The 24969-nt window shown below is 72.1% G+C and carries 25 protein-coding genes and 1 pseudogene; 16 read left to right on the top strand and 10 right to left on the bottom strand.

Going from position 1 to position 24969, the window contains the following annotated elements; all coding sequences use genetic code 11:
- Positions 1-108: 108 nt before the first annotated feature.
- The 4 genes from hutI to hutU form a co-directional block, all read right to left on the bottom strand.
- The gene (gene hutI, locus ACFV9O_RS13935; RefSeq protein ID WP_385416726.1) at positions 109-1302 is read right to left on the bottom strand and encodes an imidazolonepropionase; all 1194 of its coding nucleotides are present in this window, start codon (positions 1300-1302) and stop codon (positions 109-111) included.
- Positions 1303-1478: 176 nt separating this feature from the next.
- A complete protein-coding gene (locus ACFV9O_RS13930) occupies positions 1479-2816 on the bottom strand; it encodes a formimidoylglutamate deiminase (RefSeq protein WP_385416724.1) in 1338 nt (445 codons plus the stop codon).
- Positions 2807-3997 carry an allantoate amidohydrolase gene (locus ACFV9O_RS13925; protein WP_385416885.1) on the bottom strand — a complete coding sequence of 397 codons (1191 nt, stop codon included), beginning with the start codon at positions 3995-3997 and terminating at the stop codon, positions 2807-2809. Before ACFV9O_RS13925 ends, ACFV9O_RS13930 begins: the two co-directional genes overlap by 10 nt.
- Positions 3998-4080: 83 nt before the next feature.
- The gene (gene hutU, locus ACFV9O_RS13920) at positions 4081-5739 is read right to left on the bottom strand and encodes a urocanate hydratase (protein WP_385416722.1); all 1659 of its coding nucleotides are present in this window, start codon (positions 5737-5739) and stop codon (positions 4081-4083) included.
- A 104-nt stretch (positions 5740-5843) separates the two neighbouring features.
- Here hutU and ACFV9O_RS13915 point away from each other — a divergent pair, with 104 nt between their 5' ends.
- The 7 genes from ACFV9O_RS13915 to ACFV9O_RS13885 all read left to right on the top strand — a co-directional run bounded on the left by ACFV9O_RS13915 (position 5844) and on the right by ACFV9O_RS13885 (position 11446).
- Positions 5844-7163 (top strand): diaminopimelate decarboxylase, encoded by a 1320-nt coding sequence (locus tag ACFV9O_RS13915; protein ID WP_385416719.1) that lies wholly within the window; start codon positions 5844-5846, stop codon positions 7161-7163.
- Positions 7164-7199: 36 nt separating this feature from the next.
- A complete protein-coding gene (locus ACFV9O_RS13910) occupies positions 7200-7664 on the top strand; it encodes an SRPBCC family protein (protein WP_385416718.1) in 465 nt (154 codons plus the stop codon).
- 102 nt (positions 7665-7766) lie between these two features.
- Positions 7767-9137: an APC family permease gene (locus tag ACFV9O_RS13905; RefSeq protein ID WP_385416717.1), complete on the top strand. Its 1371-nt coding sequence runs from the start codon at positions 7767-7769 to the stop codon at positions 9135-9137.
- Positions 9138-9310: 173 nt separating this feature from the next.
- Entirely contained in the window at positions 9311-9718 is a 408-nt protein-coding gene (locus ACFV9O_RS13900) for a hypothetical protein (RefSeq protein ID WP_385416715.1), read from the top strand.
- A gap of 110 nt (positions 9719-9828) precedes the next feature.
- Positions 9829-10572: a transcriptional regulator gene (locus ACFV9O_RS13895; RefSeq protein WP_385416714.1), complete on the top strand. Its 744-nt coding sequence runs from the start codon at positions 9829-9831 to the stop codon at positions 10570-10572.
- A gap of 38 nt (positions 10573-10610) precedes the next feature.
- Complete coding sequence (locus ACFV9O_RS13890; protein WP_385416712.1) at positions 10611-11045, top strand: roadblock/LC7 domain-containing protein; 435 nt, start codon at positions 10611-10613, stop codon at positions 11043-11045.
- 26 nt (positions 11046-11071) lie between these two features.
- Positions 11072-11446, top strand: a complete 375-nt coding sequence (locus tag ACFV9O_RS13885; RefSeq protein ID WP_385416710.1) for a hypothetical protein — start codon at positions 11072-11074, stop codon at positions 11444-11446.
- Between the two features lie 29 nt (positions 11447-11475).
- Here ACFV9O_RS13885 and ACFV9O_RS13880 read toward each other — a convergent pair whose 3' ends face one another.
- From ACFV9O_RS13880 to ACFV9O_RS13865, 4 genes and pseudogenes are all read right to left on the bottom strand, one after another.
- Positions 11476-11676 carry a hypothetical protein gene (locus tag ACFV9O_RS13880; RefSeq protein WP_385416707.1) on the bottom strand — a complete coding sequence of 67 codons (201 nt, stop codon included), beginning with the start codon at positions 11674-11676 and terminating at the stop codon, positions 11476-11478.
- Positions 11677-11787: 111 nt separating this feature from the next.
- A pseudogene (locus tag ACFV9O_RS13875) lies at positions 11788-11985 on the bottom strand (hypothetical protein); the annotation flags it as partial.
- A 117-nt stretch (positions 11986-12102) separates the two neighbouring features.
- Positions 12103-12948: a MurR/RpiR family transcriptional regulator gene (locus ACFV9O_RS13870; protein ID WP_385416705.1), complete on the bottom strand. Its 846-nt coding sequence runs from the start codon at positions 12946-12948 to the stop codon at positions 12103-12105.
- Positions 12945-14477 (bottom strand): aromatic amino acid ammonia-lyase, encoded by a 1533-nt coding sequence (locus ACFV9O_RS13865; protein ID WP_385416883.1) that lies wholly within the window; start codon positions 14475-14477, stop codon positions 12945-12947. Before ACFV9O_RS13865 ends, ACFV9O_RS13870 begins: the two co-directional genes overlap by 4 nt.
- Before the next feature lie 142 nt (positions 14478-14619).
- On the opposite strand from ACFV9O_RS13865, the gene ACFV9O_RS13860 reads away from it, so the two are divergent.
- The 5 genes from ACFV9O_RS13860 to ACFV9O_RS13840 all read left to right on the top strand — a co-directional run bounded on the left by ACFV9O_RS13860 (position 14620) and on the right by ACFV9O_RS13840 (position 18435).
- Positions 14620-15669, top strand: coding sequence for an ABC transporter ATP-binding protein (locus ACFV9O_RS13860; RefSeq protein ID WP_385416703.1), 1050 nt, complete (start codon positions 14620-14622; stop codon positions 15667-15669).
- Positions 15666-16307: an ABC transporter permease gene (locus ACFV9O_RS13855; protein ID WP_385416700.1), complete on the top strand. Its 642-nt coding sequence runs from the start codon at positions 15666-15668 to the stop codon at positions 16305-16307. Before ACFV9O_RS13860 ends, ACFV9O_RS13855 begins: the two co-directional genes overlap by 4 nt.
- 1 nt (position 16308) lies before the next feature.
- On the top strand, positions 16309-16971 hold the full coding sequence (locus ACFV9O_RS13850; protein ID WP_385416697.1) for an ABC transporter permease: 663 nt from the start codon (positions 16309-16311) through the stop codon (positions 16969-16971).
- 23 nt (positions 16972-16994) lie between these two features.
- Positions 16995-17927 carry an ABC transporter substrate-binding protein gene (locus ACFV9O_RS13845; protein WP_385416695.1) on the top strand — a complete coding sequence of 311 codons (933 nt, stop codon included), beginning with the start codon at positions 16995-16997 and terminating at the stop codon, positions 17925-17927.
- A gap of 82 nt (positions 17928-18009) precedes the next feature.
- Entirely contained in the window at positions 18010-18435 is a 426-nt protein-coding gene (locus tag ACFV9O_RS13840; protein WP_385416693.1) for a hypothetical protein, read from the top strand.
- 356 nt (positions 18436-18791) lie between these two features.
- Here the strand turns inward: ACFV9O_RS13840 and ACFV9O_RS13835 are convergent, their stop codons facing one another.
- A complete protein-coding gene (locus ACFV9O_RS13835) occupies positions 18792-20180 on the bottom strand; it encodes a cystathionine beta-synthase (protein WP_385416690.1) in 1389 nt (462 codons plus the stop codon).
- A gap of 143 nt (positions 20181-20323) precedes the next feature.
- On the opposite strand from ACFV9O_RS13835, the gene ACFV9O_RS13830 reads away from it, so the two are divergent.
- The 3 genes from ACFV9O_RS13830 (at position 20324) to ACFV9O_RS13820 (ending at position 24142) form a co-directional block, all read left to right on the top strand.
- On the top strand, positions 20324-21334 hold the full coding sequence (locus ACFV9O_RS13830) for an SGNH/GDSL hydrolase family protein (RefSeq protein WP_385416880.1): 1011 nt from the start codon (positions 20324-20326) through the stop codon (positions 21332-21334).
- Between the two features lie 403 nt (positions 21335-21737).
- Entirely contained in the window at positions 21738-22958 is a 1221-nt protein-coding gene (locus ACFV9O_RS13825; protein WP_385416687.1) for an acetyl-CoA C-acetyltransferase, read from the top strand.
- Positions 22959-23275: 317 nt separating this feature from the next.
- Positions 23276-24142, top strand: coding sequence for a hypothetical protein (locus ACFV9O_RS13820; RefSeq protein WP_385416685.1), 867 nt, complete (start codon positions 23276-23278; stop codon positions 24140-24142).
- 135 nt (positions 24143-24277) lie between these two features.
- Here the strand turns inward: ACFV9O_RS13820 and ACFV9O_RS13815 are convergent, their stop codons facing one another.
- Positions 24278-24607, bottom strand: coding sequence for a hypothetical protein (locus tag ACFV9O_RS13815; protein WP_385416683.1), 330 nt, complete (start codon positions 24605-24607; stop codon positions 24278-24280).
- 99 nt (positions 24608-24706) lie between these two features.
- Here ACFV9O_RS13815 and ACFV9O_RS13810 point away from each other — a divergent pair, with 99 nt between their 5' ends.
- Positions 24707-24937: a DUF4287 domain-containing protein gene (locus ACFV9O_RS13810; RefSeq protein ID WP_385416680.1), complete on the top strand. Its 231-nt coding sequence runs from the start codon at positions 24707-24709 to the stop codon at positions 24935-24937.
- Positions 24938-24969: the final 32 nt, after the last annotated feature.

The raw sequence follows: 24969 nt of genomic DNA, 5'->3' as shown, positions 1-24969 counted from the left end.
CAGAGCGCAGCCCCGAGTATCACGTCGGGGCTCCGTTCCGGTGGCGCGGGGTCAGCCGGGGCCGAACTCCGCTTCCCCCGGCTCCGTAGGTGACCGCCCGGACACGTACTAGCGGGTGCGCCGGACCACCTGAACGCCGCGGCGCCACACCTCCGTGACCAGGGGCACGCCGGGGCGGTACGCCAGGTGGACGTGCGACGGGGCGTCGAGGAGGGCGAGGTCGGCGCGGGTGCCCGGGGCGATGCGGCCGATGTCCGTGCGGCGGAGGGCCGCCGCGCCGCCGGCCGTGGCGGACCAGAGCGCCTCGTCCGGCGTCATCCCCATGTCGCGTACCGCGAGCGCGATGCAGAACGGCATGGAGGACGTGAAGGACGAACCCGGGTTGCAGTCGGTGGAGAGCGCCACCGTGACGCCCGCATCGAGGAGGCGACGGGCGTCGGGCCATTCGGCGCGGGTGGAGAACTCGGCGCCGGGGAGGAGCGTGGCCACGGTGTTGCCGCTCGCGAGGGCGTCGACGTCCTGCTGGGTGAGGTGGGTGCAGTGGTCGGCGCTGGCCGCGTCCAGCTCGACGGCGAGCTGCACTCCGGGGCCGTACGTCAGCTGGTTGGCGTGGACGCGCGGGGTCAGGCCCTTCGCCATGCCGGCGGTGAGCACCGCACGGGCCTGGTCCCCGTCGAACGCGCCCTTCTCGCAGAAGACGTCGACCCAACGGGCGTGGGGCGCGCAGGCGTCGAGCATCTCGCCGGTGACGAGGGCGACGTAGGCCGCCGGATCCTCGGCGTAGTCCGGGGACACGACGTGGGCGCCGAGATACGTCACCTCGTCCGTGTGCCGGGCGGCGATCCGGAGGGCGCGGGCCTCGTCCTCGACGGTGAGCCCGTATCCGGACTTGGTCTCGAACGTCGTCGTGCCCTGGCGCAGCGCCTCGTCGAGGTAGCGGACGAGGTTCGCCTCCAGCTCCTCGTCGGTGGCGGCGCGGGTCGCGGCGACGGTGGTGCGGATGCCTCCCGCGGAGTAGGCCCGGCCGGACATGCGGGCGTTGAACTCCTGGGTGCGGTCGCCGGCGAAGACGAGGTGGGAGTGGGAGTCCACGAACCCGGGGACGACGGCGCGGCCGCCGGCGTCGTACGACTCGTCGGCCTGAGGGGCATCGGCGGCGCGGCCCACCCAGGCGACGGTTTCACCGTCGAGCAGCAGCGCCGCGTCCTCGATGAGGCCGAGAGGGCTGCCGTCGCCGACGGTGGGGTCGTTGGTGACGAGGCTGCCGATGTTGCTGACGAGGGTGGTCTTCGTGGTGCTCATGGGTTCCTCTCCGTGCGGGCCGCGGGGTGGTTCCTTCCCCCACCCCGCCCCTTCCCGGCTGTGTTGATTTGCAGCTCCGCCGCGGGGGGCTTCGCCCCCGGACCCCCAGTCCTCAATCGCCGGACGGGCTCGTTCTGAGCCCGTCCGGCGATGGTGAGGCTCGCCGGGGTTGACCGTCACGACCGCAGTGCCGCGATCGCCTCCGTCAAAGCCGACGGCACGTCCGGGACCAGGGTGTGGACGCCGTCGCGGACCACGTGGCGGCCCCCCACGACGGTGTGCCGCACGTCCGCCGCCGTCGCCGCGAACACCGCCACCTCCGCGCCCAGCCTCGGCACCGGCCCCGCCGTCCGCACCGAGTCCAGCGCGACGGTCGTGAAGTCGGCGAGGGCACCCGTCTCCAGGCGGCCCGCCTCGTCCCAGCCCAGCGCCGCGTGGCCGTCCGCCGACGCGGCGCGCAGCAGGGCCGCCGCCGTCCAGTGGCCGCGGGTGCGCGAGCGCAGGCGCTCGTTCAGCTCCATCGCCCGCGCCTCCTCCAGGAGGTCGATCACCGCATGGCTGTCGCTGCCCAGCGAGAGCGGTGAGCCCGCCCGCTGCAGGGCGACCGCGGGGCCGATCCCGTCGGCCAGGTCCCGCTCGGTCGTCGGGCACATGCAGGTGCCGGTCCCGCTGCCGCCGATCAGCGCGATGTCCTCGTCCGTGAGATGCGTGTTGTGGATACCGGTCGTCCGCGGACCGAGCACGCCGTGGTCGGCGAGCAGCCGCGTGGGGGTGCAGCCGTGCGCGGCGAGGCAGGCGTCGTTCTCCGCCGTCTGCTCGGAGAGATGGACATGGAGAGGGGCGTTCCGGGAGGACGCCCACGCGGCGACCGTCGACAGCTGCGCAGCCGGTACCGCCCGTACGGAGTGGATCGCCGCGCCGATGCGCACCCCGTCCCGCTCCTTGAGCAGCGACACCCGCTCGGCCCATGCCTCGGCAGTGCCGTCGGAGAAACGGAGCTGGTGGTGGTTCGGGGGCTCACCGAAGCCTGACGACAGATACGCGGTGTCGAGGAGCGTGATCCGGATGCCCGCGCCCTCCGCCGCCGCGATCAGCGCCTCGCCCATGGCGTTGGGGTCGGCGTAGCGGGCGCCTCCCGGCGCGTGGTGCACGTAGTGGAACTCGCCGACCGCCGTGACCCCGGCCAGCGCCATCTCCGCGTACACGGCCCGCGCCAGCGCGTGGTACGACTCCGGCGTCAGCTGCGACGCGGCCTGGTACATGAACTCGCGCCAGGTCCAGAAGGTCCCCGATCCGACCTGGACGAGGCCGCGCAGCGCACGGTGGAAGGCGTGCGAGTGGGCGTTCGCCAGACCGGGGAGCGTGAGGCCGCGCAGCACCACGGCTCCCGGCTCCGGGGTCTCCACCCCGGTCCGTAGCGCCGCGGTCCGGCCCGCGGACACATCGAGGGCCACGCCCGGCTCGACGTGCGTGCCGAGCCATGCGTGTTCCAGCCAGTACGTGGTCACCTGCACGCGAGACCCTCCAGTACGTCGGCGAGTGCGAGGACCCCGGCGACGCAGTCGTCCTCGGCCGCGTACTCGGCCGGGGAGTGCGAGACGCCCGTCGGGTTCCGTACGAACAGCATGGCGGTCGGGACGGAGCCGGACAGGATTCCCGCGTCGTGTCCCGCTCCGGTGCCGAGCACGGGGACCTTGCCGCCGAGGATCCGGTTCAGCTCGTCGCGCAGCGCGTGGGCGAACTCGACGACCGGGGTGAACGACTCCCGTACGACCGCGAGGTCCACGCCGTCCCGCTGCGCGTGCTCCTTCGCGGCCTGCTCGATCGCGGCGACGACCGTGTCGAGGGTCGCCTGGTCGGCGGCGCGCGAGTCGAGCCAGCCGCGAACGAGGGACGGGATGGCGTTGACGCCGTTCGGCTCGACGGAGATCTTGCCGAAGGTGGCCACGGCACCCGCGAGTTCCGCCTCGCGGCGGGCGGCGACGACGGTCTCCGCGTACGTCAGCATCGGGTCGCGGCGGTCGACGAGACGGGTGGTTCCGGCGTGGTTGGCCTCACCGTGGAAGTCGAACCGCCAGCGGCCGTGGGGCCAGATGGCGCTCGCGAGCCCGACGGCGTCCCCCGACAGGTCGAGGGCCCGGCCCTGCTCGACATGCAGCTCGACGAACGCGCCGATCCGGGCCAGGCGCTCGTGGTCAGGGCCGATGGCGTCCGGGTCGTAGCCGGCCGCCTCCATGGCCTCGGGCAGCGAGATGCCGTCGGCGTCGCGGAGCTCGTACGCCTTCTCCTTGGTCAGCTGCCCGGCGGTGAGCCGGGAGCCGACGCAGGCGAGGCCGAAGCGGGCGCCCTCCTCGTCACCGAAGTTGGTGATGGCGACGGGCTTGGTGAACTCCGCTCCTCTGCGGCGGAGTTCATCGAGCGCGGCGAAGGCCGAGACGACGCCGAGGGGGCCGTCGAAGGCGCCGCCGTCGGGCACGGAGTCGAGGTGGGAGCCGGCGACGACGGCGTCCCCGGCGGTGGGGTCGCCGAGCCACGCCCACTGGTTTCCGTTGCGGTCGGTCTCGTACGTGAGGCCGCGGGCCTCGGCCTGCTCCTGGAACCAGGTGCGGCAGTCGGCGTCGGCGCCGGACCAGGCGAAGCGGCGGTAGCCGTTGGTGTCCGGGTTGCGCCCGACGGGCGCGAGGTCCGCCCACATGCGGTGGAAGGAGTCCCCGGCCCGGGGGCCGGGCGCAGCCCCGGCACGCGGGGCGCGCCCCGGGCCGGGGTCGCCGGAGGCGGTCACTGTTCCTCCCGCATCGGGATGCGGACACCCTTGGCCTCGGAGACCGACTCCGCGATGTCGTAGCCCGCGTCGACGTGCCGGATCACACCCATGCCCGGGTCGTTCGTCAGCACGCGCCGGATCTTCTCGCCGGCCAGCTTCGTCCCGTCCGCCACCGTCACCTGGCCCGCGTGGATGGAACGGCCCATCCCGACGCCGCCGCCGTGGTGGATCGACACCCACGACGCGCCGGAGGCGACGTTCACCATCGCGTTCAGCAGCGGCCAGTCGGCGATCGCGTCCGAGCCGTCGAGCATCGCCTCGGTCTCGCGGTACGGGGACGCGACGGAGCCGCAGTCCAGGTGGTCGCGGCCGATGGCCAGCGGGGCCGCGAGCTCCCCGCTCGCCACCATGTCGTTGAAGCGCTCGCCGGCGCGGTCGCGCTCGCCGTAGCCCAGCCAGCAGATGCGCGCCGGGAGGCCCTGGAAGTGGACGCGCTCGCCCGCCATCTTGATCCAGCGGGCCAGGGACTCGTTCTCCGGGAAGAGGTCGAGCATCGCGCGGTCGGTCTTCGCGATGTCGGCGGGGTCGCCGGACAGCGCCGCCCAGCGGAAGGGGCCCTTGCCCTCGCAGAACAGCGGCCGGATGTACGCCGGCACGAAGCCGGGGAAGGCGAACGCCCGGTCGTAGCCGGCCAGCTGCGCCTCGCCGCGGATCGAGTTGCCGTAGTCGAAGACCTCGGCGCCCGCGTCCATGAAGCCGACCATGGCCTCGACGTGCCTGGCCATCGACTCGCGGGCGCGGGTGGTGAAGCCCGCCGGGTCCTTCGCCGCGTACGACGCCATGTCGTCGAAGTCGACGCCCACCGGCAGGTACGAGAGCGGGTCGTGGGCCGAGGTCTGGTCGGTCACGATGTCGATCGGGGCGCCCTCGGCGAGCATCTGCGGCAGCAGCTCCGCCGCGTTGCCGAGCAGACCGATCGAGAGCGGGCGGCGGGCGTCCCGGGCCTCCACCGCGAGGTGGAGGGCGTGGGCGAGGTTGTCGGCCTTCACGTCCAGGTAGCGGTGCTCGATCCGGCGCTCGATCGCGCGCGGGTCGACGTCGATGCAGATCGCGACGCCGTCGTTCATGGTCACGGCGAGCGGCTGGGCGCCGCCCATACCGCCGAGGCCGGCGGTCAGCGTGATCGTCCCGGCGAGGGTGCCGTTGAACTTCTTGGCCGCGACCGCCGCGAAGGTCTCGTACGTGCCCTGCAGGATGCCCTGCGTGCCGATGTAGATCCACGAGCCGGCCGTCATCTGGCCGTACATGGTGAGTCCCAGGGCCTCCAGGCGCCGGAACTCCTCCCAGTTCGCCCAGTCGCCGACCAGGTTGGAGTTGGCGATGAGCACGCGCGGCGCCCACTCGTGGGTCTGCATCACGCCGACCGGGCGGCCGGACTGGACGAGCATCGTCTCGTCCTGCTTCAGGGTCTTCAGCGTGCGCACCATCGCGTCGAAGGAGCGCCAGTCCCGGGCCGCCTTGCCCGTGCCGCCGTAGACGACGAGCTTGTCGGGATGCTCGGCGACCTCCGGGTCGAGGTTGTTCTGGAGCATGCGCAGCGCGGCTTCCTGCTGCCACCCGAGGGCGTTCAGTTCCGTGCCACGCGGTGCCCGTACCGGGCGGGGTCCAGACATGCCGATGCCTCCTCCGACGTTGATTCTTCTATTCACATCCTTACGTGCTGAATAATTTCAGTCAACCACTGCGGCGGACGACTCCGGATGATTGGCTGGTTCACATGGCTTCAGACCGTCGCGATCAGGCCGTACGCGCGGCCGTGGAACAGGGCCTGCTCACCGAGACCGAGCCCGTCACCGCCCTGCTGGACGTCGCCGGCATCCGCGCCTCCGCCGCCGCACTGAGGGCCGTCTTCCAGGAGATCACCGATGCCCCGGTGCTGCACGCCTTCGCCGTGAAGGCCACCCCGCTGGTGCCCGTCCTCCGGCTCCTCCACGAGGAGGGCATCGGCGCGGAGGTCGCGAGCCCCGGCGAGCTGGCGCTGGCCCGCGCCGCCGGCGTACCGCCGGGGCGGACCGTGTTCGACTCCCCCGCCAAGACGCACGCCGAGCTGCACGCGGCCCTGACCCTCGGGATCGCCGTCAACGCCGACAACCCGCAGGAACTCGCCCGGATCGACGCCCTCGTCCAGGCCATGCCGCCCGGGAACGTCCGGTCCCCCATCGGTCTGCGCGTGAACGCACAGATCGGCGCCGGCGCCATCGGGGCCCTGTCCACCGCCACCGCGACCTCGAAGTTCGGGCTCGCGCTGCGTGACGAGGGCGCCCGCGACCGGGTCGTCCGCGCCTGTCTGGACCGGCCCTGGCTGACCCGGCTGCACACCCACTCCGGCTCGCAGGGGCTGCCGCTGGGCCTCCTGACCCAGGGCGTACGGGCCGTGTACGAGCTCGCCGAGGAGATCAACGCGGCCGCCGGGCGGCAGCAGATCGACACGCTCGACATCGGCGGCGGGCTGCCCGTGAACTTCGCGTCCGACGAGGAGACCCCCACCTTCGCCGACTACGCCCGGCTGCTGAGCCGGGAGGTCCCCGGGCTGTTCGACGGGCGGTACGGCCTGGTCACCGAGTTCGGCCGGTCGCTGCTCGCCAAGCACGGCACGCTCCTCGCGCGCGTCGAGTACACCAAGTCGGCGGGGTCCCGGCCCATCGCCGTCACCCACGCAGGCGCCCAGGTGGCGACCCGCACGGTGTACAACCCCGCCTCGTGGCCCCTCCGGATCGTCGCGTACGACGCCAAGGGTCGCCCCAGGACCGGGCAGGACATCGTCCAGGACATCGCGGGACCCGCCTGTTTCGCGGGCGATCTGCTCGCCGAGGCCCGGGGCCTCCCGCGGCTGGAGCAGGGCGACGTGGTGGCGGTGCTGGACACCGGCGCGTACTACTTCACCAACCACTACGCCTACAACAGCCTCGCCCGCCCCGCGGTGCACGGCTTCCGCACCGGCCCCGACGGGGTCGCCTTCGCGACCGTGCGGGACGCGCAGACCGTGGACGAGATCGTCGCCGAGTCCGGCGGGGCCCACTCGGAGGCACTGCTGTAGCGGGCGGCAGCCGGACCCCGGTGGTTCGATGGAGCCATGGCCAGCAGAACTGTCGTCGTCGAGCGCAGGATCGCCGCGTCCCAGGGGCGCATCTGGGAAGTCCTGACCGACCTTCAGGACGGGGAGCGCGTGCTCAGCGGCGTGACGAGGATCGAGGTGCTCACCGACGGGGGCTTCGACGTCGGCACGCGCTGGCGCGAGACCCGCCGGATGTTCGGCAGGGAGGCCACCGAGGAGCTGTACGTGACGGCGAGCGAGCCGCCCGAGCGCTATGTGGTGGAGGCCGACAGCCAGGGCACCCACTATGTGTCCGAGTTCGTACTGAGGCCCGACGGACCCGAGACGACGACGGTCCGGATGACGTTCTCGGCCGTGCCGCCCGGAGGCGTGGCGGGGCTGCTCGCCAAGGTGCTCGGCGGCATCGGCGCGCGGGCCGTCGCCAAGGCGATCGAGCGCGACCTCGCCGATGTGGCCCGCGCGGTGGAGTACCGCGGCGGCTGACCGCGCGCACGCGTGCGCACCGCAGGCGCTCGTACGCCCTCGTACGGCTGAACACGGCCGGCCCGTACGCATCCCGTCACAACGGCCGGGCAGGGGTGTCACATGGCGACCACATCCACTTCCACGGAACCACCGGACCACCAGCCGTCGCTCAAACGGGCCATCGGACCGAAGCTGATGCTCCTCTTCGTCATCGGCGACATCCTGGGCACCGGCATCTACGCCACGACGGGCAAGGTCGCGGGCAAGGTGGGCGGCGCGCTGTGGCTGCCGTTCGCGATCGGCTTCGTCGTGGCGCTCCTGACGGCAGCGTCGTACGTCGAGCTCGTCGGCAAGTACCCGAAGGCGGCCGGCGCCGCGCTCTACACCCAGAAGGCGTTCAAGGTCCCCTTCCTGACGTTCATCATCGCCTTCATGGTGATGTGCTCCGGGCTGTCGTCCGCGAGCGCCGCGGCCCGCGCCTTCGGCGGGGACTACTTCCAGGAGTTCACGGACGCCATCCCGACGACCGCCATCGCGATCGCCTTCATCCTCGTCCTCGCCGCGATCGCCCTGCGGGGCGTTTCCGAGTCCGTGAAGACCAACATGGTGCTGACGCTCGTCGAGCTGTCGGGGCTGCTCGTGGTCCTCGGCATCGGGGCGTGGGCCGTAATGACCGGCGGCGGAGAGCCGACGCGGCTGGGCGAGTTCCAGGCGGAGGGCACCGGATACGCCCTGCTGACCAGCGTGCTGGGCGCCACGGCGCTCGGTTTCTTCGCCTTCGTCGGCTTCGAGGACTCGGTCAACATGGCGGAGGAGACCAAGGATCCGGCCCGCACCTTCCCCCGCGCGATCTTCACCGGTGTCGCCGTCACCGGCACGATCTACGTGCTGGTGGCGCTGGTGTCCTCGCTGCTCGTCGACTACCGGGTGCTGCAGACGTCGAGCGGCCCGCTGCTGGAGGTCGTCAAGGCGGGCGGCGTCGCCTTCCCGCCGAAGCTCTTCGCGGCCATCGCGCTCTTCGCGGTCACCAACTCGGCGCTGATCAACATCATGATGGCGTCGCGGCTCTGCTACGGCCTGGCCAACGAGAAGGTCCTGCCGCGCGGCATGGGCCGCGTCCTGCGCCAGCGCCGTACGCCCGTCACCGGCATCGTCTTCGTCACCGTGATCGCCATCGGCCTGGTGTCCACGGGCGAGATCGAGGGGCTCGGCGACACCACGGCCTTCCTGCTGCTCTGCGTCTTCGCCGTGGTCAACGTGGCGGTGCTGGTGCTGCGCAAGGACCGCGTCGACCACCCCCACTTCCGTACGCCGACGGCGCTGCCGGTGCTCGGGGCGATCGCGTCGGTCATCCTGGCGAGCCCGCTGTCCGACCGGGCGGCGGACGTCTACATCCGGGCCGGAGTGCTGCTGGCGATCGGCATCGTCCTGTGGGCGGTCAACAAGCTGTGGATGAAGCTCCGCCACGAGGAGGAAGCAGCCAGAGGCTGAGCAACCGCCGGGGCCCCGCATCAGGGGTCGTCGGGGTGCGAACCCTATCGGAGCGGAGGCATGTTCCGGTGGAAAATGCCAGAACTTCCACCAGGCACCACTCCGGTGCGTAACCTCACGACTACGGACGTACGTCCGAACCGTTCGCACACGTGCCGGAGGGGGATTTCCGCGTGCCCGGAATCGACGAGTGTCTGCTCCACGCCATGCGGCTGCCCGGAGCTCGCGGCGCCGCACTCGTCGACTGGACCAGCGGACTCGCCCTCGGCACGGTCGGCGACGCGGCGGGCGACGACCACGAGACGGCGGCCACCGAGACCGCCGAGCTCGCGCGGATGGCGGCGGAGCACCCCACCTTCGCCCCGGCGCCGGGCGGGGAGGACACCGACGGGGCCTCGAAGAGCCCTCCCGTCGAGGACCTCGTCGTCACCACCCGCACGTGTTACCACGTCCTGCGCTTCGTCGAGACGAGCTTCGACAGCAGCGTCCTGATGCATTTGTGGCTCGACCGCGCGGAGGGCAACCTCGCGCTCGCGCGGCTGCGGATGCGGGACCTGACCGAGCGGCTGGTGCTGGAGTGACGGTTCCGGCCGGTGCAACAGGCTCGACCGGTGCAACAGGCTCGACGGATGCGACCAGCTCGACGGGTTCGGCCCTTCCGGGACGTTCGAGTCGTACGACGGTCTCACCCATGCTGCTGCGGCTCGCCGCTGAGCGGGCCACCGGAGCACTGTTACGGGACCGGGGAACGCTCTATCTCGTCGACGGGCAGGTCGTGCACGCCGAGAGCCCGGCCGCTCCGGGGATCGACGTCCTGCTGACCGCGGCCGGCCGGCTGCGGTCCGACAGCTGGCAGGGGGCGCTCCGCGAGGCAGGGGCGGACGGCAGGGTCGGCCGGCATCTCGTCGACAGCGGCCGGCTCTCCGGCGGCGAGCTGGAGATCTGCCACCTCGGGGCGCTGTTCGACGCCGCGTTCTTCGCGCTCGCCCCCAGCAGCGGCCCCGCGCGGTTCCGTTACGGGGTCGCCCACTGGATCGGGGCCGTGCGGCCCGTACCGGCGGAGACCGTCCAGCGCGAGACCCTGCGCCGCAGGGCACTGCTCGACCGGCTCTGGGCGCACCCGGAGACCGACACCGCGCCCGTCGTCCCCGCCACCCGGCGCCCCGGCGCCCGGGCCTCCCCGCGCCAGCGCGCCGTGCTCGAACTGGCGGACGGCACGCGGACCCCGGGCGACATCGCCCGCGCCCTGGGCAGGCCCGCCTTCCACACCCTCGTCGACGTACGCCGACTGGCCGCGGCCGGGCTCGTCGAGACCCCCGCCACCGCCGCCCCGCCCGAACCGCCACCCGAAGTCGTACGGGTCATGGAGATGTCCGCGGACCCGGACGTCGCCCTGCTCCGCCGACTGCGTGACGCCCTGGAGGCAACGCTGTGATGCGCACGCTGAGGCAGCGCGCCGAGAGGAGACAGCTGATGACCGCGAGCACCGGAGTCCTCGACGAACTCAAGCGGCTGAGGTCCCGGCTACCGCAGCTCACCGGTGCCTTCGCGGCCAGCGTGGACGGCCTCGTCCTGGCCCGGGACACCCCCGACGCGGAGGCGGAGACCGTCGCCGCGCTCACCGCGGCGGCCCTCGGCGTGGCCGTGCGGCTCACCGAGGCCACCGGCCAGGGCGGGTTCCGCGAACTGCTCGTGCGCGGCGACAGCGGATACGTGGCGACGTACGCGGCGGGTTCCTCGGCCGTCCTCACCGTCACCGCGGAGCCCCGCGTCAACGTCGGGCGGCTGCACCTCGAAGCCCGCCGCGCCGGGACCCGCATCGGCGAACTCGTCGAGAGCGCGCTCGACCGCCACGACCGCCATGACCGCCATGACCGCCACGACCCGAACACCACACAACCCAGATGAGTCCATCGAAAAGGAAAGGCACCACCATGGCCAACACCGAAACCGCCCTCAAGGAAGCGATGACCTCGATCGAGGGCGTCATCGGCGTCGCGCTCGTCGACTACACGAGCGGCATGGCGCTCGGCACGCTGGGCGGCGGCAAGCAACTCGACCTGACCGTGGCCGCCGCGGGCAACACCGACGTGGTGCGGGCGAAGCTGCGCGCCATGGAGATGCTCGGCATCCAGGACCAGATCGAGGACATCCTCATCACGCTCGGCACGCAGTACCACCTGATCCGCCTCCTCAAGGCGCGGGGCGGCAACGGGCTGTTCCTGTACCTGGCCCTGGACACCAAGCGCGCGAACCTGGCGATGGCCCGCCACCAGCTGAAGAGGATCGAGGCGGAGCTGGAGGTCTGAGGCAGGTGGGCCGGGGGTCCGTGGCGGTGTCACTCCTCGGGCTCTCCGGCCCGCACCTCGAAACACCAGGCGGTGCCGCCGACCGTGCCGAGCACCACGGGCACGACCCGGCCGGGGCCCCTGAGCAGTCCGGAGATCTGCGCCACGTCGTCGGCCGATGCCGCCTCGCAGAAGACGAACTCGACGCCATCGGCGCTCTCTTCGCCGCGCCGCCGGACAACCTCGTCCACGCCAGGTGGCGGCCGCGCCGGCCGCGATGACGGGTTATGCGGGACCCCGGCCCGGCTCGTCCAGCAGATCCTCCTCGGTGAACAGCGTCAGCATCGAGGGAACCTCCGCGATGTGGAGGTAGGCCCCAGCGCCCGGTAGCGGCCACGGCGGACCGTCGCCACGACGGCCGCGGCGACGAGGAACAGCGCGGCCCCCGCGTACAGTCCGACCCGACGCCCCGTCAGGCCCTGCGGCACCAGGCCGATTCCCGTGGCGAGGATGCCCGGCCACAGCATCGGGGCCGCCCCGGCCCGCACGATCACCGCCACCCGCGCCAGTGTCCGGCCTGCGCGCCCCACGTCCGTCTCCCCTCGCACCCACGGTCCTTCGGGCGCGGAGAACAGTGGGAATTCCTGAGGATCGGATGAGAAGGCGCAGCCCAGGATTCAGTCCACGAACAGGCCGCGCTCCGCCGCCCGTGCGTCGAACTCCTCCAGCCGCGCCTGCGCGTCCGGCAGGTCGTCGCACATCGCCTCCAGCAGGACCCGCCCGAGCAGCATCGGCGCGCAGGCCGTGTCGAAGGCGAGGCCCGTGCCGACCGCTGCCGGGATCAGCAGGTCGCTGTGGGCGGCGACCGGGGCGAAGGCGGAGTCGGCGACCGTGACGACGGTCAGCCCGGACTCGTGGGCGTACGCCAGCGCCTCCACGACCTCCTTCGGGTGGCGCGGCAGGGCGAAGCAGATGAGCGCGCTCGCGCCCGCGCGGCGGGCGGCGTCGATGCGGTCGGCGAGCATCGTGCCGCCCTCGTCGAGGAGGCGTACGTCCGGGTGGACCTTGGCCGCGAAGTACGCGAAGCCGCGGGCCTGGGAGGAGGCGGCGCGCAGGCCGAGGACCGGGAGGGGGCGCGAGGCGGCGAGGACCCGGCCGGCCTCTTCGACGGGGCTCGGGTCGGCGAGCATCTCGGCGAGGTGCCGCAGGTTCTCGATCTCGGCCTGGACGGCCTGCTGGTACTCGTTGACCGTGTCCTTGCCCGCGGCCGGTTCGGCGGGCGTGATCTCGCGCAGATGGCGGCGCAGCGCCGGGTAGCCGTCGAAGCCGAGCGCGACGGCGAACCGGGTGACGGAGGGCTGGCTGACCCCGGCCAGCTCGGCCAGTTCGACGCTGGACAGGAACGGCACGTCGCTCGCGCGGCGCACCATGGAATGGGCGATGCGGCGCTGGGTGGGGGTGAGCCGGTGCCCCTCGAACAGCTGCTGCAGCCGTGCGGCAGGGCTGTTGTGGTTCTCGCTCATACCATCCCCCTTGTCAGTCCTGTCAGTTCACCGAACGTCATCGCACCGAACGTGTCGAGCAGTGCGGCCGCCGACATCACATCATCGGTCAGCGGCCGGTCGGCGTGCTCCACGTCGAGCACCGCCTCGGCCAGCGCGAAGGCGCGCCCCACGGGCAGTTCGGGATCGGGGCGCAGATCGCGCTGGCGCAGGGCCCGTACGGCGGCGACGAGTTCGCAGCCGACGACGAGCCGGTAGGGCTCGCTCGACCGCAGGGTCTGGCGGGCGGCGAGCGAGGCGAAGCTGGCCTGTTCCTCGACGCCACGGGACAGTACCGCGTGGCCGAGCGAGGCGGGGGCCGAGCAGGCACGGAGATCGCCGAGGGCGGCCCCGGCCGCGTACTCGAGGATCATGACCCCGGAGGATGCGGGCTCGGCGTCCGCGAGGAAGGGCCGCAGGCGGGTGTAGGCGGGCTCGTTGAGGGCGGCGAGCCGGGAGGTGGAGAGCCGCGCGACCTGGGTGAGCGAGAGCCTCAAGTGGTCGAGCGCGAGGGCGAGTCCGGCGAGGTAGAAGCCGCCGTGGTGGTAGGCGGCCAGGTCGTCGGGGCAGATCAGCGGGTTCTCGGCGGCCGCGTTGATCTCGACGGTGAGCACGCGCTCCAGCGCGTCCGCCGCGTCGTGCGCCGGCCCGTGTATCTGCGGCAGGCAGCGGAAGCCGTACGGGTCCTGGATCCGGCCCAGCGGTGGCGTCGGCCGGGCGGGCGCGCCGAGCAGCTCGCGCATCCGCGCGGCGACGCCGGTCGTGCCGGGGTGCGGACGGGCGGCGTGGACGGGCTCCGCGTACGCCTCGTACGAGCCGTCGACGGCGAGGAGCGAGAGCCCGGCGACGAGTTCGGTGGCGGCGACGAGGCGGCGCAGATCGTCGAGTGCGAGGGCGGCCTGGCCGAGGGTGAGCGCATTGCTGCTGATCAGTGCCAGGGCGTCGTTGTTGTCGAGGTCCTGGGGAGCCGGTGCGGGGCCCGCGCCCTGCCAGCGGTGCTCGCCGGCGAGGGCGAGGCCCAGCTGGGCGAGCGCGGCGATGTCGCCGGTGCCGACGGAGCCGTATTCGTGGACGACGGGGTACGCGCCCGCCACCAGCGCCTCGCACAGTGCGGTGACCACCGTGGGGCGCAGTCCGGCGCCGCCCGCGAGCAGCTGGTTGGCGCGGACGGCGAGCATGGCGCGGACCTCGCGGGCGGGGAGCGGTTCTCCTATGGCCCCGGCGTGGCTGCGGAGCAGCCGCAGGCCGTGGCCGGCGGCCGCCTCGGTGGGGATGTCCTCGCTCCGGTTGGCGCCGACGCCGGTGGAGCGGCCGTAGACCCGTCCGGAGGCGGCGAGCTCGCGGGCGGTGTTCCAGGAGTGCTTGACGCGCTTCATCGCGTCTGCGGCGGGGACGGGGCGGACGGCTCCGTCGGCGAGCCGGACGATGTCGGCGACCGGGAGGCTCTGCCCGTCGAGGACGACGACGTCCGTGGGCACGGACGACGGTGTGTCCACCATGTGGGACGACATCATGCGCGAACGCCTCCTTATCCGGACACCCCGTCTTGCTGTGCGGCCATCCGTAACCAGCGTTTTACCCCGGGGCATTGACAACCTATTCAGGTACCAAGAACTCTGCATGACTATATGCAGGCCGGGCAAGGGACGACTGATGATCAAATTCGATGCAGTGAACAAGCGCTTCCCCAACGGCACCACGGCGGTTCAGGACCTCAGCCTGGAGATGCCGGAGGGCGGGATCACCGTCCTCGTCGGCTCCTCGGGATGCGGTAAGACCACCACCCTCCGCATGATCAACCGCATGGTGGAACCGACCTCCGGGACCATCCTCGTCGGCGGTGCGGATGTGCAGCGGCAGGACGCGGCGGAGCTGCGGCGCTCCATCGGGTACGTGATCCAGCAGGCGGGGCTCTTCCCGCACCGCACGATCCTCGACAACATCGCGACGGTGCCGCTGCTCCTCGGTTGGGGCCGCCGCAAGGCCCGCGCGCGGGCGGCCGAGCTCCTGGAGACCGTGGGCCTCGCCCCGGAGACCGCCAAGCGCTACCCGCACCAGCTCTCCGGCGGGCAGCAGCAGCGGGTCGGCGTGGCGAGGGCGCTCGCCGCGGATCCTCCGGTGCTGCTGATGGACGAGCCCTTCGGCGCGGTCGACCCCGTCGTACGGACCCAGCTCCAGGACGAGCTGATCCGCCTCCAGCGCGAGCTGAACAAGACCATCGTCTTCGTCACCCACGACATCGACGAGGCGGTCCGTCTCGGCGACCGCATCGCCGTCTTCCGCACGGGCGGCCACCTCGTGCAGTACGCCGAGCCCGCCGAGCTGCTGGCCCGCCCGGCGGACGATTTCGTCGCGGACTTCCTCGGCGCGGAGCGGGGCCTGAAGCTCCTGTCGCTGAGCACGCTCGCCGACGTACCGCAGGCCCCGGCCCCGGAGGGCGACCGCTGGCAGCTCGTCCTGGACGAGGCGCGCGCACCCCTCGGCTGGCGTGACAACGATGCCACCGAGGACGCCCCGCTGCGCCCCGTACGGCCGCTGCGCGACGGCGACTCGCTGCTGTCCGCACTGAACGAGTCGGTCGCGTCCCCGGCGGGCCTCGTCGCCCGCGTCGACGCGAACGGCGTCCTCACCGGGGTCACGTCCCGCGACGACATCCACACCCACGCGGGAGCGGCCCACGCGACGGCGGCGGTCGCCGTATGAGCATCGACTGGAGCTGGCTCGCCGATCACACCGGCGATCTCACCGCGCTCACCCTCTCCCATCTGCAGGCAGCCCTGGCCGCCGTGGCGCTCGGGCTCGTCATCTCCCTGCCGCTCGCGGTCGTCGCGCACCGGATACGGCCGCTGCGCGGCTTCCTCCTCGGGCTGTCGAACGTCCTGTTCACGATCCCGTCCATCGCCGTGTTCGTCCTGCTGCTGCCGGTCTCCGGACTCACCCGCACCACCACCGTCATCGGCCTGACGATCTACACCCTCGTCGTCCTGCTGCGGAACACGGTCGAGGGCCTCGACTCGGTCCCCGCCCGGACCAAGGAGGCCGCCAAGGCCATGGGCACGCGGCCGCTGCGCACCTTGCTCACCGTGGAGCTGCCGCTCGCGCTGCCCGTGATCATGGCGGGGGTGCGGATCGCGACGGTCATGTCGATCTCGCTCGTCAGCGTGGCCACGTACATCGGCGACGGCGGCCTCGGACAGCTGTTCACCGACGGCTTCCAGCGCGGCTTCCCCACCCCCGTCATCGCCGGAGTCGTCCTCACCCTCCTGCTCGCGCTGGCCGCCGACGCGCTGCTGGTCACCGTGCAGTACGCGCTCACCCCGTGGCGAAGGAAGCGAGCCTGACATGTACGAACTCATCAGGGACCTGGGGGCCTGGCTCACCAGCGGCACCCAGTGGTCCGGCTCCGACGGCATCGGACACCGGCTCGCCGAGCACCTCCAGTACTCACTCCTCGCGACACTCATCGCCGCCGTGATCGCCCTCCCCGTCGGGCTGCTCATCGGGCACACCGGCCGTGGCGCCTTCCTCGCCATCAACCTCGCGTCGTTCGGCCGTGCCCTGCCCACCGTCGGGCTCGTCGTGCTGGTCTTCCTGGCCGGCGGCCTGTCGATGACTCCGGTGTACGTGGCGCTGGTGGCCCTCGCCGTGCCCGCCATCGTCACCAACACCTACGCCGGGATGACCGCCGTCGACCCGGAGGTCAAGGACGCGGCACGCGGCCAGGGCATGCGCGGCCACCAGGTGCTCCTCCAGGTGGAGATCCCGCTCGCGCTCCCGCTGATCATGACCGGTCTGCGCCTCGCCCTCATCCAGGTCGTGGCGACCGCCACCATCGCCGCGTACGTCAGCTTCGGCGGCCTCGGGCGGTACGTCTTCGACGGCCTCGCCCAGCGCGACCTCGTCCAGGTGCTGGGCGGGGCCGTACTCGTCGCGGTCGTCGCCGTCGTACTCGACCTGGCACTCGCCGCCCTGCACCGCGCCCTCTTCCGGCACCGCCCCGCGTAATGCGCTCGCGTAAGGACTTGACCATGAACCGACGCACTCTGCTCGGCGGACTCCTCGCCGCCGCCTCCGTGCCCACGCTCGCCGCCTGCAGCAGCGGCATCACCTCCCTCGAAGGCCAGGGCGGCGGTCTCTCAGGGGGCGGATCCAGCAATGACGGCCTCACCATCGGCACCGCCAACTTCACCGAGAACCAGATCCTCGGGTACCTCTACGCCGCCGTCCTCGGCGCCGCCGGAGTGAAGACGACCGTGCGCCCCAACCTCGGCACCCGCGAGATCCTCATCCCCGCCCTCAAGGGCGGCGACATCGACCTCCTCCCCGAGTACCAGGGCGCACTGCTCCACTACCTCGACCCCAAAGCGGAGGCCACCGAGGAGGGCGAGATGCAGAACGCCCTCGCCGTCGCGCTGCCCGCGGGCCTCCAGGTCCTCCCGTACGGCGCCGCGGAGGACTCCGACGCGTTCGCCGTCACCCGCGCGACCGCCGGGAAGTACGGCCTGAAGACCCTCGCCGACCTGGCGAAGCAGAACGGCAAGCTGGTCATCGGCGCCGCGCCCGAGGTGAAGAAGCGCGTCGTCGGGGTCGTCGGACTGAAGGACGAATACGGCGTCGAGTTCAAGGAGTTCAAGTCCCTCGACTCCTCGGGCCCGCTGGTCAAGGGCGCTCTGAAGAAGGGCGACGTGGACGTCGCCAACCTCTTCACCACGGACACCGACATCAAGGCCGAGGGCTGGGTCGTCCTGGAGGACCCCAAGAACCTCATCCCCGGCCAGCACATCGTCCCCCTGATCGCCGACCGCAAGGCGGACTCCACCGTCCGCAAGGCCCTCGCCCGCCTCGGCAACGCCCTGACCACCGAAGCCCTCACCGAGCTCAACCGCCAGGTCGACAAGGACAAGAAGGACCCGGAGGACGTCGCGAACGCCTGGGCGGCGGCGAACGGACTCACCACGTGACACGAGCGGAGGGGACCAGGTCCGGGTAACAGGGGGGCTAGCCCCACTGACACCCTGCTGGCCGCTCCCTACCGTGGACCGCATGGAAGCCCGCGACCACGAGCTCACGAAGGAGCTCGACGCCACCCTGCACGCCCGGCGCGAACTGGGCACGGAGTACGAGTCCGCGCTGATCGAGTCCTTCCTGGAGAAGATCGAGCAGCGCATGGACGCCACGGTGGACCGTCGTGTGCGGCGCCATCTGGCCGAGCAGCAGACGGCCGCCGCCCGGGGCGTGCGCCCCGGGCGGCCGGGGGACGGCTTCGGGAGCTTCGCCGAGCGGTTCGGCTTCGCGATGTTCTCCACCGTCCTCGCGATCCCGCTGTCGGCGATCGCCGTGGTCAACGCCGGCCTCGAGGGCCTGGTCGTCACCTGGGCCGGCATCGTCGGGGTGAACGCGGTGCACGCCTTCCGCGACCGGGTACGGCTCGAGCGCCGTACGAAACCCGATGCGGAGTGGGAGGACTGAGGGGGCTCAGAACCCCTTCAGGGTCCGCCCGGCGACCCCGACCAGCTGCTGGTCGTCCCTACGCCGGAGCCGGGCTCGCCCACGGCGGAGCGGCCGGCGCCGCCCGTCTCGGCCGCGGCTTCGCACAAGTGGTACGAGCGCGACACGTTGGCGCAGCACCCGCTTAACACGCGTACGGCACATTGAGGGGTGTCGGCGTCAAGGACCTCCGGAGCGGCTCCCGGACCTCCATGGACGCCCGGACGCGGAGTCGGCCCTGACCCGGACCGCGTCCATCGCGGGGACCGCCGTCGTCCCGCCCCCCGGGTCACCCGGGGGTGCGGCGGTCCCCGCGCACCACATCTCCCGCGGCGCGGTTACTTGGTCCCGGCCCTGGCCAGGAACGACAGCAGGTCCTGACGGCTCACGACGCCCGTGGGCTTGCCCTCGACGAGCACGATCGCCGCGTCCGCCTGACCGAGCACCGACATCAGGTCGCCGACCGGCTCACCGGAGCCGACCTGCGGCAGCGGCGGGCTCATGTGCTTCTCCAGCGGGTCGTTCAGCGACGCACGCTGCGTGAACAGCGCGTCCAGCAGCTCCCGCTCCACGACCGAGCCGATGACCTCGGCGGCCATGACGTCCGGGTGGCCGGCGCCCGGCTTGACGATCGGCATCTGCGAGACGCCGTACTCGCGCAGGACGTCGATGGCCTGGCCGACGGTCTCCTCGGGGTGCATGTGCACCAGCGAGGGCAGCGCGCCCTCCTTGTGCTGCAGCACCTCGCCGACCCGCGGCTCGTCGCCGGCCTGCTCCAGGAAGCCGTAGTCGTTCATCCACTCGTCGTTGAAGATCTTCGACAGATAGCCGCGGCCGCTGTCCGGGAGCAGCACGACCACGACGTCGTCCGGACCGAGCCCCTCGGCCACGCGCAGCGCCGCGACGACCGCCATGCCGCAGGAGCCGCCGACCAGCAGGCCCTCCTCCTTGGCGAGGCGGCGGGTCATCTGGAAGGAGTCCTTGTCGGACACGGCGACGATCTCGTCGGTGACGGTCTGGTCGTAGGCGGTGGGCCAGAAGTCCTCACCGACGCCCTCGACGAGGTACGGCCGGCCGGAGCCGCCGGAGTACACGGACCCCTCGGGGTCGGCGCCGACGATGCGCACCGTGCCGCCGCTGACCTCCTTCAGATAGCGACCCGTGCCGGAGATCGTGCCGCCGGTGCCGACGCCTGCGACGAAATGGGTGATTTTTCCCTCAGTCTGTTCCCACAGTTCGGGACCGGTGGTCTCGTAATGCGAACGCGGGTTGTTGGGGTTGGAGTACTGGTCGGGCTTCCACGCGCCCGGCGTCTCACGTACGAGGCGGTCGGAGACGTTGTAGTACGAGTCCGGGTGCTCCGGGTCGACCGCCGTCGGGCAGACGACGACCTCGGCGCCGTACGCGCGCAGCACGTTGATCTTGTCCGTGGACACCTTGTCCGGGCAGACGAAGATGCACTTGTAGCCCTTCTGCTGGGCCACGATGGCCAGGCCAACGCCCGTGTTGCCGCTCGTCGGTTCGACGATCGTGCCGCCCGGCTTGAGCTCGCCGCTCTGCTCGGCCGCCTCGATCATGCGCAGGGCGATGCGGTCCTTCACCGAGCCGCCGGGGTTGAAGTACTCGACCTTGGCGAGGACCGTCGCCTGAATGCCCGCGGTCACGCTGTTGAGCTTCACCAGCGGGGTATTGCCAACCAGACTGATCATCGAGTCGTGGAATTGCACCGTAAGTCTCCGGGATCTCCGTAGTGGTTCCGTCAGCGTATGCCGTACCGGGACGAGATTGGGCGACGGCCGTTACGGGGCAGTTAGCTCTTGGACGACTGCACGGCTACGCGGAGGTGGCTGGGACTGTGTCGAGGGCGAGGGTGGCGCGGCGCATCGCGGCCGGTGCGGCATACGGCGGCGGCGGAATCGGACTGCTCGGAGTGGCGGCCGTGGGTGTGGTGCTGGCCGAGGTGCAGCTGGCGAAGAGGTCGGTCGGCGGGGGTACGGCGCCGCTGCCGCCCGCCCCGGACGGGCTGTACGGGACGGCGTCGTACGGCCCGTCGGAACCGCTGCGGCTCGTCCTCCTCGGGGACTCGACGGCGGTCGGCCAGGGGGTACGGCGAGCCGGGCAGACACCAGGGGCACTGCTGGCCTCGGGGCTCGCGGCGGTGGCGGAGCAGCCGGTGGAGCTGCGGATCGTGGCGGAGCCCGGGGCCAGGTCGGACGACCTGGAGCGGCAGGTGGGGCTGGCCCTGCTGGATCAGGCGCGGGCGGCGGACGTCTGCGTGATCATGGTCGGCGCGAACGACGTCACGCACCGGATGCCGCCGACGCAGTCGGTGCGCTATCTGTCCGCGGCGGTGCGCAGGCTGCGCACGGCGGGCGCGGAGGTGGTGGTGGGCACCTGCCCTGATCTCGGCACGATCGAGCCGGTGTATCAACCGCTGCGCTGGCTGGCCCGCCGCGCGTCACGGCAGCTCGCGGCGGCACAGACGATCGGGGCGGTGGAACAGGGCGGCCGTACGGTGTCGCTCGGCGACCTGCTGGGCCCGGAGTTCGAGGCGAACCCGCGTGAGATGTTCGGCGTGGACAACTACCACCCCTCGGCGGAGGGCTATGCGACGGCGGCGATGGCGGTCCTGCCGACGCTGTGCGCGGCGCTCGGGCTGTGGCCGGAGACGGACCGGCTGGACGCCGACCGCGACGAGGGCATGCTGCCGGTGGCGAAGGCGGCGGCGGAGGCGGCCGCGGAGGCCGGTACCGAGGTGACGGGCGCCCGGGCGCCCTGGGCCCTCCTCAAGCACCGCAGGCGGCGCCGCCTGCCGGCACCGGTGGCGCCGGAGCCGGCGCCCTCGACGGGCGAGCGGGCCGAGGTCCACGGGTCGGACTGACCGGCCCCAGGGGCGGGGGCGCCCGCACCGTCCCGGCGACCGGGTGTCCGGCCTCGAAAGCCGGACCCGCTTGATGCGTGCCCCGCACCGCCCGGCAGCTCCGGACATCCGGTCCCCGGAACGCCGGACCGGCTTGATGGGCGCCCGCACCGCCCGGAGACCAGGTGTCCACCCTCGAACGCCGGACCGGCTTGATGCGTGCCCCCGCACCGCCCGGCAGTTCCGGACATCCGCCCTCGGAACGCCGGACGGGCTTGATGCGTGCCCGCACCGGTGGGAGGCTCGTAAGCGAGCGCTTAGAAAAGAGGTCCGCATCACACGGTCCGTACGGTGACCCGAGCGATACGTAGGGGTAACTTCCAGACAGTCCTCCCTGACCGCCGCACTCCCCTCTGGAGCCGTGATGCCCGAAGCCGTGATCGTCTCTGCCGCCCGCTCCCCCATCGGCCGGGCCTTCAAGGGCTCGCTGAAGGACCTGCGGCCGGACGACCTGACCGCGACCATCGTCCAGGCCGCGCTCGCCAAGATCCCCGAGCTCGACCCGAAGGACATCGACGACCTGATGCTCGGCTGCGGTCTGCCCGGCGGCGAGCAGGGGCACAACCTGGGCCGCATCGTCGCCGTGCAGATGGGAATGGACCACCTCCCCGGCTGCACGATCACGCGCTACTGCTCCTCCTCCCTCCAGACCTCCCGCATGGCACTGCACGCCATCAAGGCCGGCGAGGGCGACGTCTTCATCTCGGCCGGTGTCGAGATGGTGTCCCGCTCCGTGAAGGGCTCCTCCGACGGCCTGCCCGACACCCACAACCCCCTCTTCGCCGAGGCCGAGGCGCGCACCGCCGCCGTCGCCGCGAGCGAGGGCGCGAGCTGGCACGACCCGCGCGAGGACGGCCTGATCCCGGACGCGTACATCGCGATGGGCCAGACCGCCGAGAACCTGGCCCGGCTCAAGGGCGTCACCCGCCAGGACATGGACGAGTTCGGCGTACGGTCCCAGAACCTCGCCGAGGAGGCCATCAAGAACGGCTTCTGGGAGCGCGAGATCACCCCCGTGACGCTCCCGGACGGCACGGTCGTCAGCAAGGACGACGGCCCGCGCGCCGGCGTCACCCTGGAGGGCGTCCAGGGCCTGAAGCCAGTCTTCCGCCCCGACGGCCTGGTCACCGCCGGCAACTGCTGCCCGCTCAACGACGGCGCGGCCGCCCTCGTGATCATGTCCGACACCAAGGCGCGGGAGCTGGGCCTGACCCCGCTGGCCCGGATCGTCTCCACCGGCGTCTCCGGCCTCTCCCCCGAGATCATGGGCTACGGCCCGGTCGAGGCGAGCAAGCAGGCGCTGCGGCGCGCCGGGCTCACCATCGGCGACATCGACCTGGTCGAGATCAACGAGGCGTTCGCGGCCCAGGTCATCCCGTCCTACCGCGACCTGGACATCCCGCTGGAGAAGCTGAACGTCAACGGCGGCGCCATCGCCGTGGGCCACCCCTTCGGCATGACCGGCGCCCGCATCACCGGCACGCTGATCAACAGCCTGCAGTTCCACGACAAGCAGTTCGGTCTGGAGACCATGTGCGTCGGCGGCGGCCAGGGCATGGCCATGGTGATCGAGCGCCTCAGCTGACGCCGGGACCCCCGGCCCCGGCCGGGACGCCCACAGGGCCCCGACCACGGCGTCGGGGCCGCTGACCTGCCCGGTCGGGCGGATCGCCATCCCTCCGCAAGGGCTTTCTCAACCCCCTCGCGTCCCAGCCGTGACCGAATCTCCCCCAGGATGTGACCTATCTCCTGGGGGAGATACGTTTTCCCAGGTCAGGTGCGGTCTGGGGCTAAACATTCCACCTAAAGTCCTGTCCATTTCGTGACGTAATGCACTGACACCAGGCACCGGCTCACGACAAGCTGATGTAGTAAGTCGGGGAATCCTTTGAAACCGGGAGTATGTCAGTGAGCGCCATGTCCCTCGCCCTGCTGCTGACGACGGCCGCCGCCGCGGCCGTCGGCGCCGCTGCCCTGCACGCCGCTCACGGGCTGCGCAAGCAGGTCACGGCCCTGCGTACGGAGCTGGCCGCCGCCGTCGGCGCCGGTACCGGCTCCTTCGCGGCAGCCATCCCGCAGGCCCGCACCGCCCCCGCCGACGAGATACGCGCCGCCGTCGCCGAGGCCCTCGCCGAGGAGCGCGAGCGCGAGCTGGCCGAGGCGCGAGCCTTCTGGGCCGCGCAGGAGGCCCGCGACGCCGCGGACGCACCGACGCTGCTCGGCGGCTCGGGCGGTCTCGGCGACGACCTGCCTCCGCTGTACATCCCGCGCCAGGCGGACTTCGCCGGGCTCGACGCGATGGACCTGGAGGCCGTCGAGGCCCTCGACGAGCTCGACAGGCTGGCCGGTCTGGCCGAGCTCGCGGAGCCGCCGGCCGAGTTCGCCGACGACTCCCCGGAGCTCGCCGCCGCCCGCCGCCGGCACCCCTCGCACCCGGACTTCGTCCCGGTCCAGACACCCGTGGTCACCGACCATGAGCGTACCGTGGCCCGCCTGGAAGAGCTCGCCGAGAGCGGCACGGCCCTCTCCGACGTACGGCCGGGCCCGCTGGGCACCCTCGACGTGTACGTCTTCGCCGACGGAACGACGCTCTGCATGACCCCCGGCCACCGGGAGACCGCCGAGCGGCTCGCCGAGGCGCTGCGGGGCGGCCACGCGCCGGTCCTGCTGGGCGGCTCGGGTGTGTCGGGCGCGTACGCCCTGACCTTCTCGTGCGGCTCCGGTGAGAACGTCTACATCCTCGCGGACCGCGTCATCGCCTCGCTCTAGGCGCAGCACGCGCCCAGGGCGTGTCGGAGCGTCGTCCCTGCGACGCTCCCAGGGGACGCCCCCGTACGCTCCAAGGCGCCCCCAGGCGCCTTGAGGACCCGCCGCAGAGACCCGCCGCAGAGACGCGCTGACGGGCTACAGAGACGCCCTCAGCCGCTGTCCCGCCTCCTCCACGAACCTCACGGCCTCGCCCAGCTCCTCCGGCGAGGCCGTCGTCATGCGCAAGGCCTCGGCCAAATCCGTCCCCGCGACCATCAGTTGGTCCGCGACCGCGAAGATGCCCGCGTCGGGCATGTTCCGCGGCTCGTCGTCCGGGGTCTCGATCCGCTGGGCCCGCAGCGCCAATTCCCTGGCCAGCGCCAGCCCTTCGGCCGCCGCGCCACGCTGCAGCCGGCTCTGCGGGGCGGCCCGCAACCGGTCGGCGATCCGCTCCACCGCGGCGGTCAGAGGTGTCGTATCAAGCACGCCGCGACCCTACGCGCCGTTGCGGGACTGTTGCCAATACGCGAACGCTCAGGCACGGTGACGTGAAGGACCACACGCGCAAAGCGTCCGGAGGCGCCGATGTCCCAAGTCTTCTCCGAAGAGACCCACCGCAATCTGCTCTCCCGCATCCCCCATTGCACCGGTCGTGAAGTGGCCGACTGGCTGCGCACCGTAGAGGAAGGCCCCGCTCTCTTCCGCTTCGAGGAGAAGGTCAGCTGGCTCCGGAGCGAACACAACCTCGCGTACGGACATGCGAAAGCGATCATCCATGAGTACGACCTGAGGCGGGCAGCGCGCAAGCTGCTCTGAGGACGTGCATCCGACAACGGGAAGGGCCCGCC

It is taken from the genome of Streptomyces sp. NPDC059909 (assembly GCF_042730885.1).
Taxonomy (GTDB): domain Bacteria; phylum Actinomycetota; class Actinomycetes; order Streptomycetales; family Streptomycetaceae; genus Streptomyces.
The sequence above is the reverse complement of the archived record's forward strand: the minus strand, read 5'-3'. Positions and strand labels throughout refer to the sequence as shown.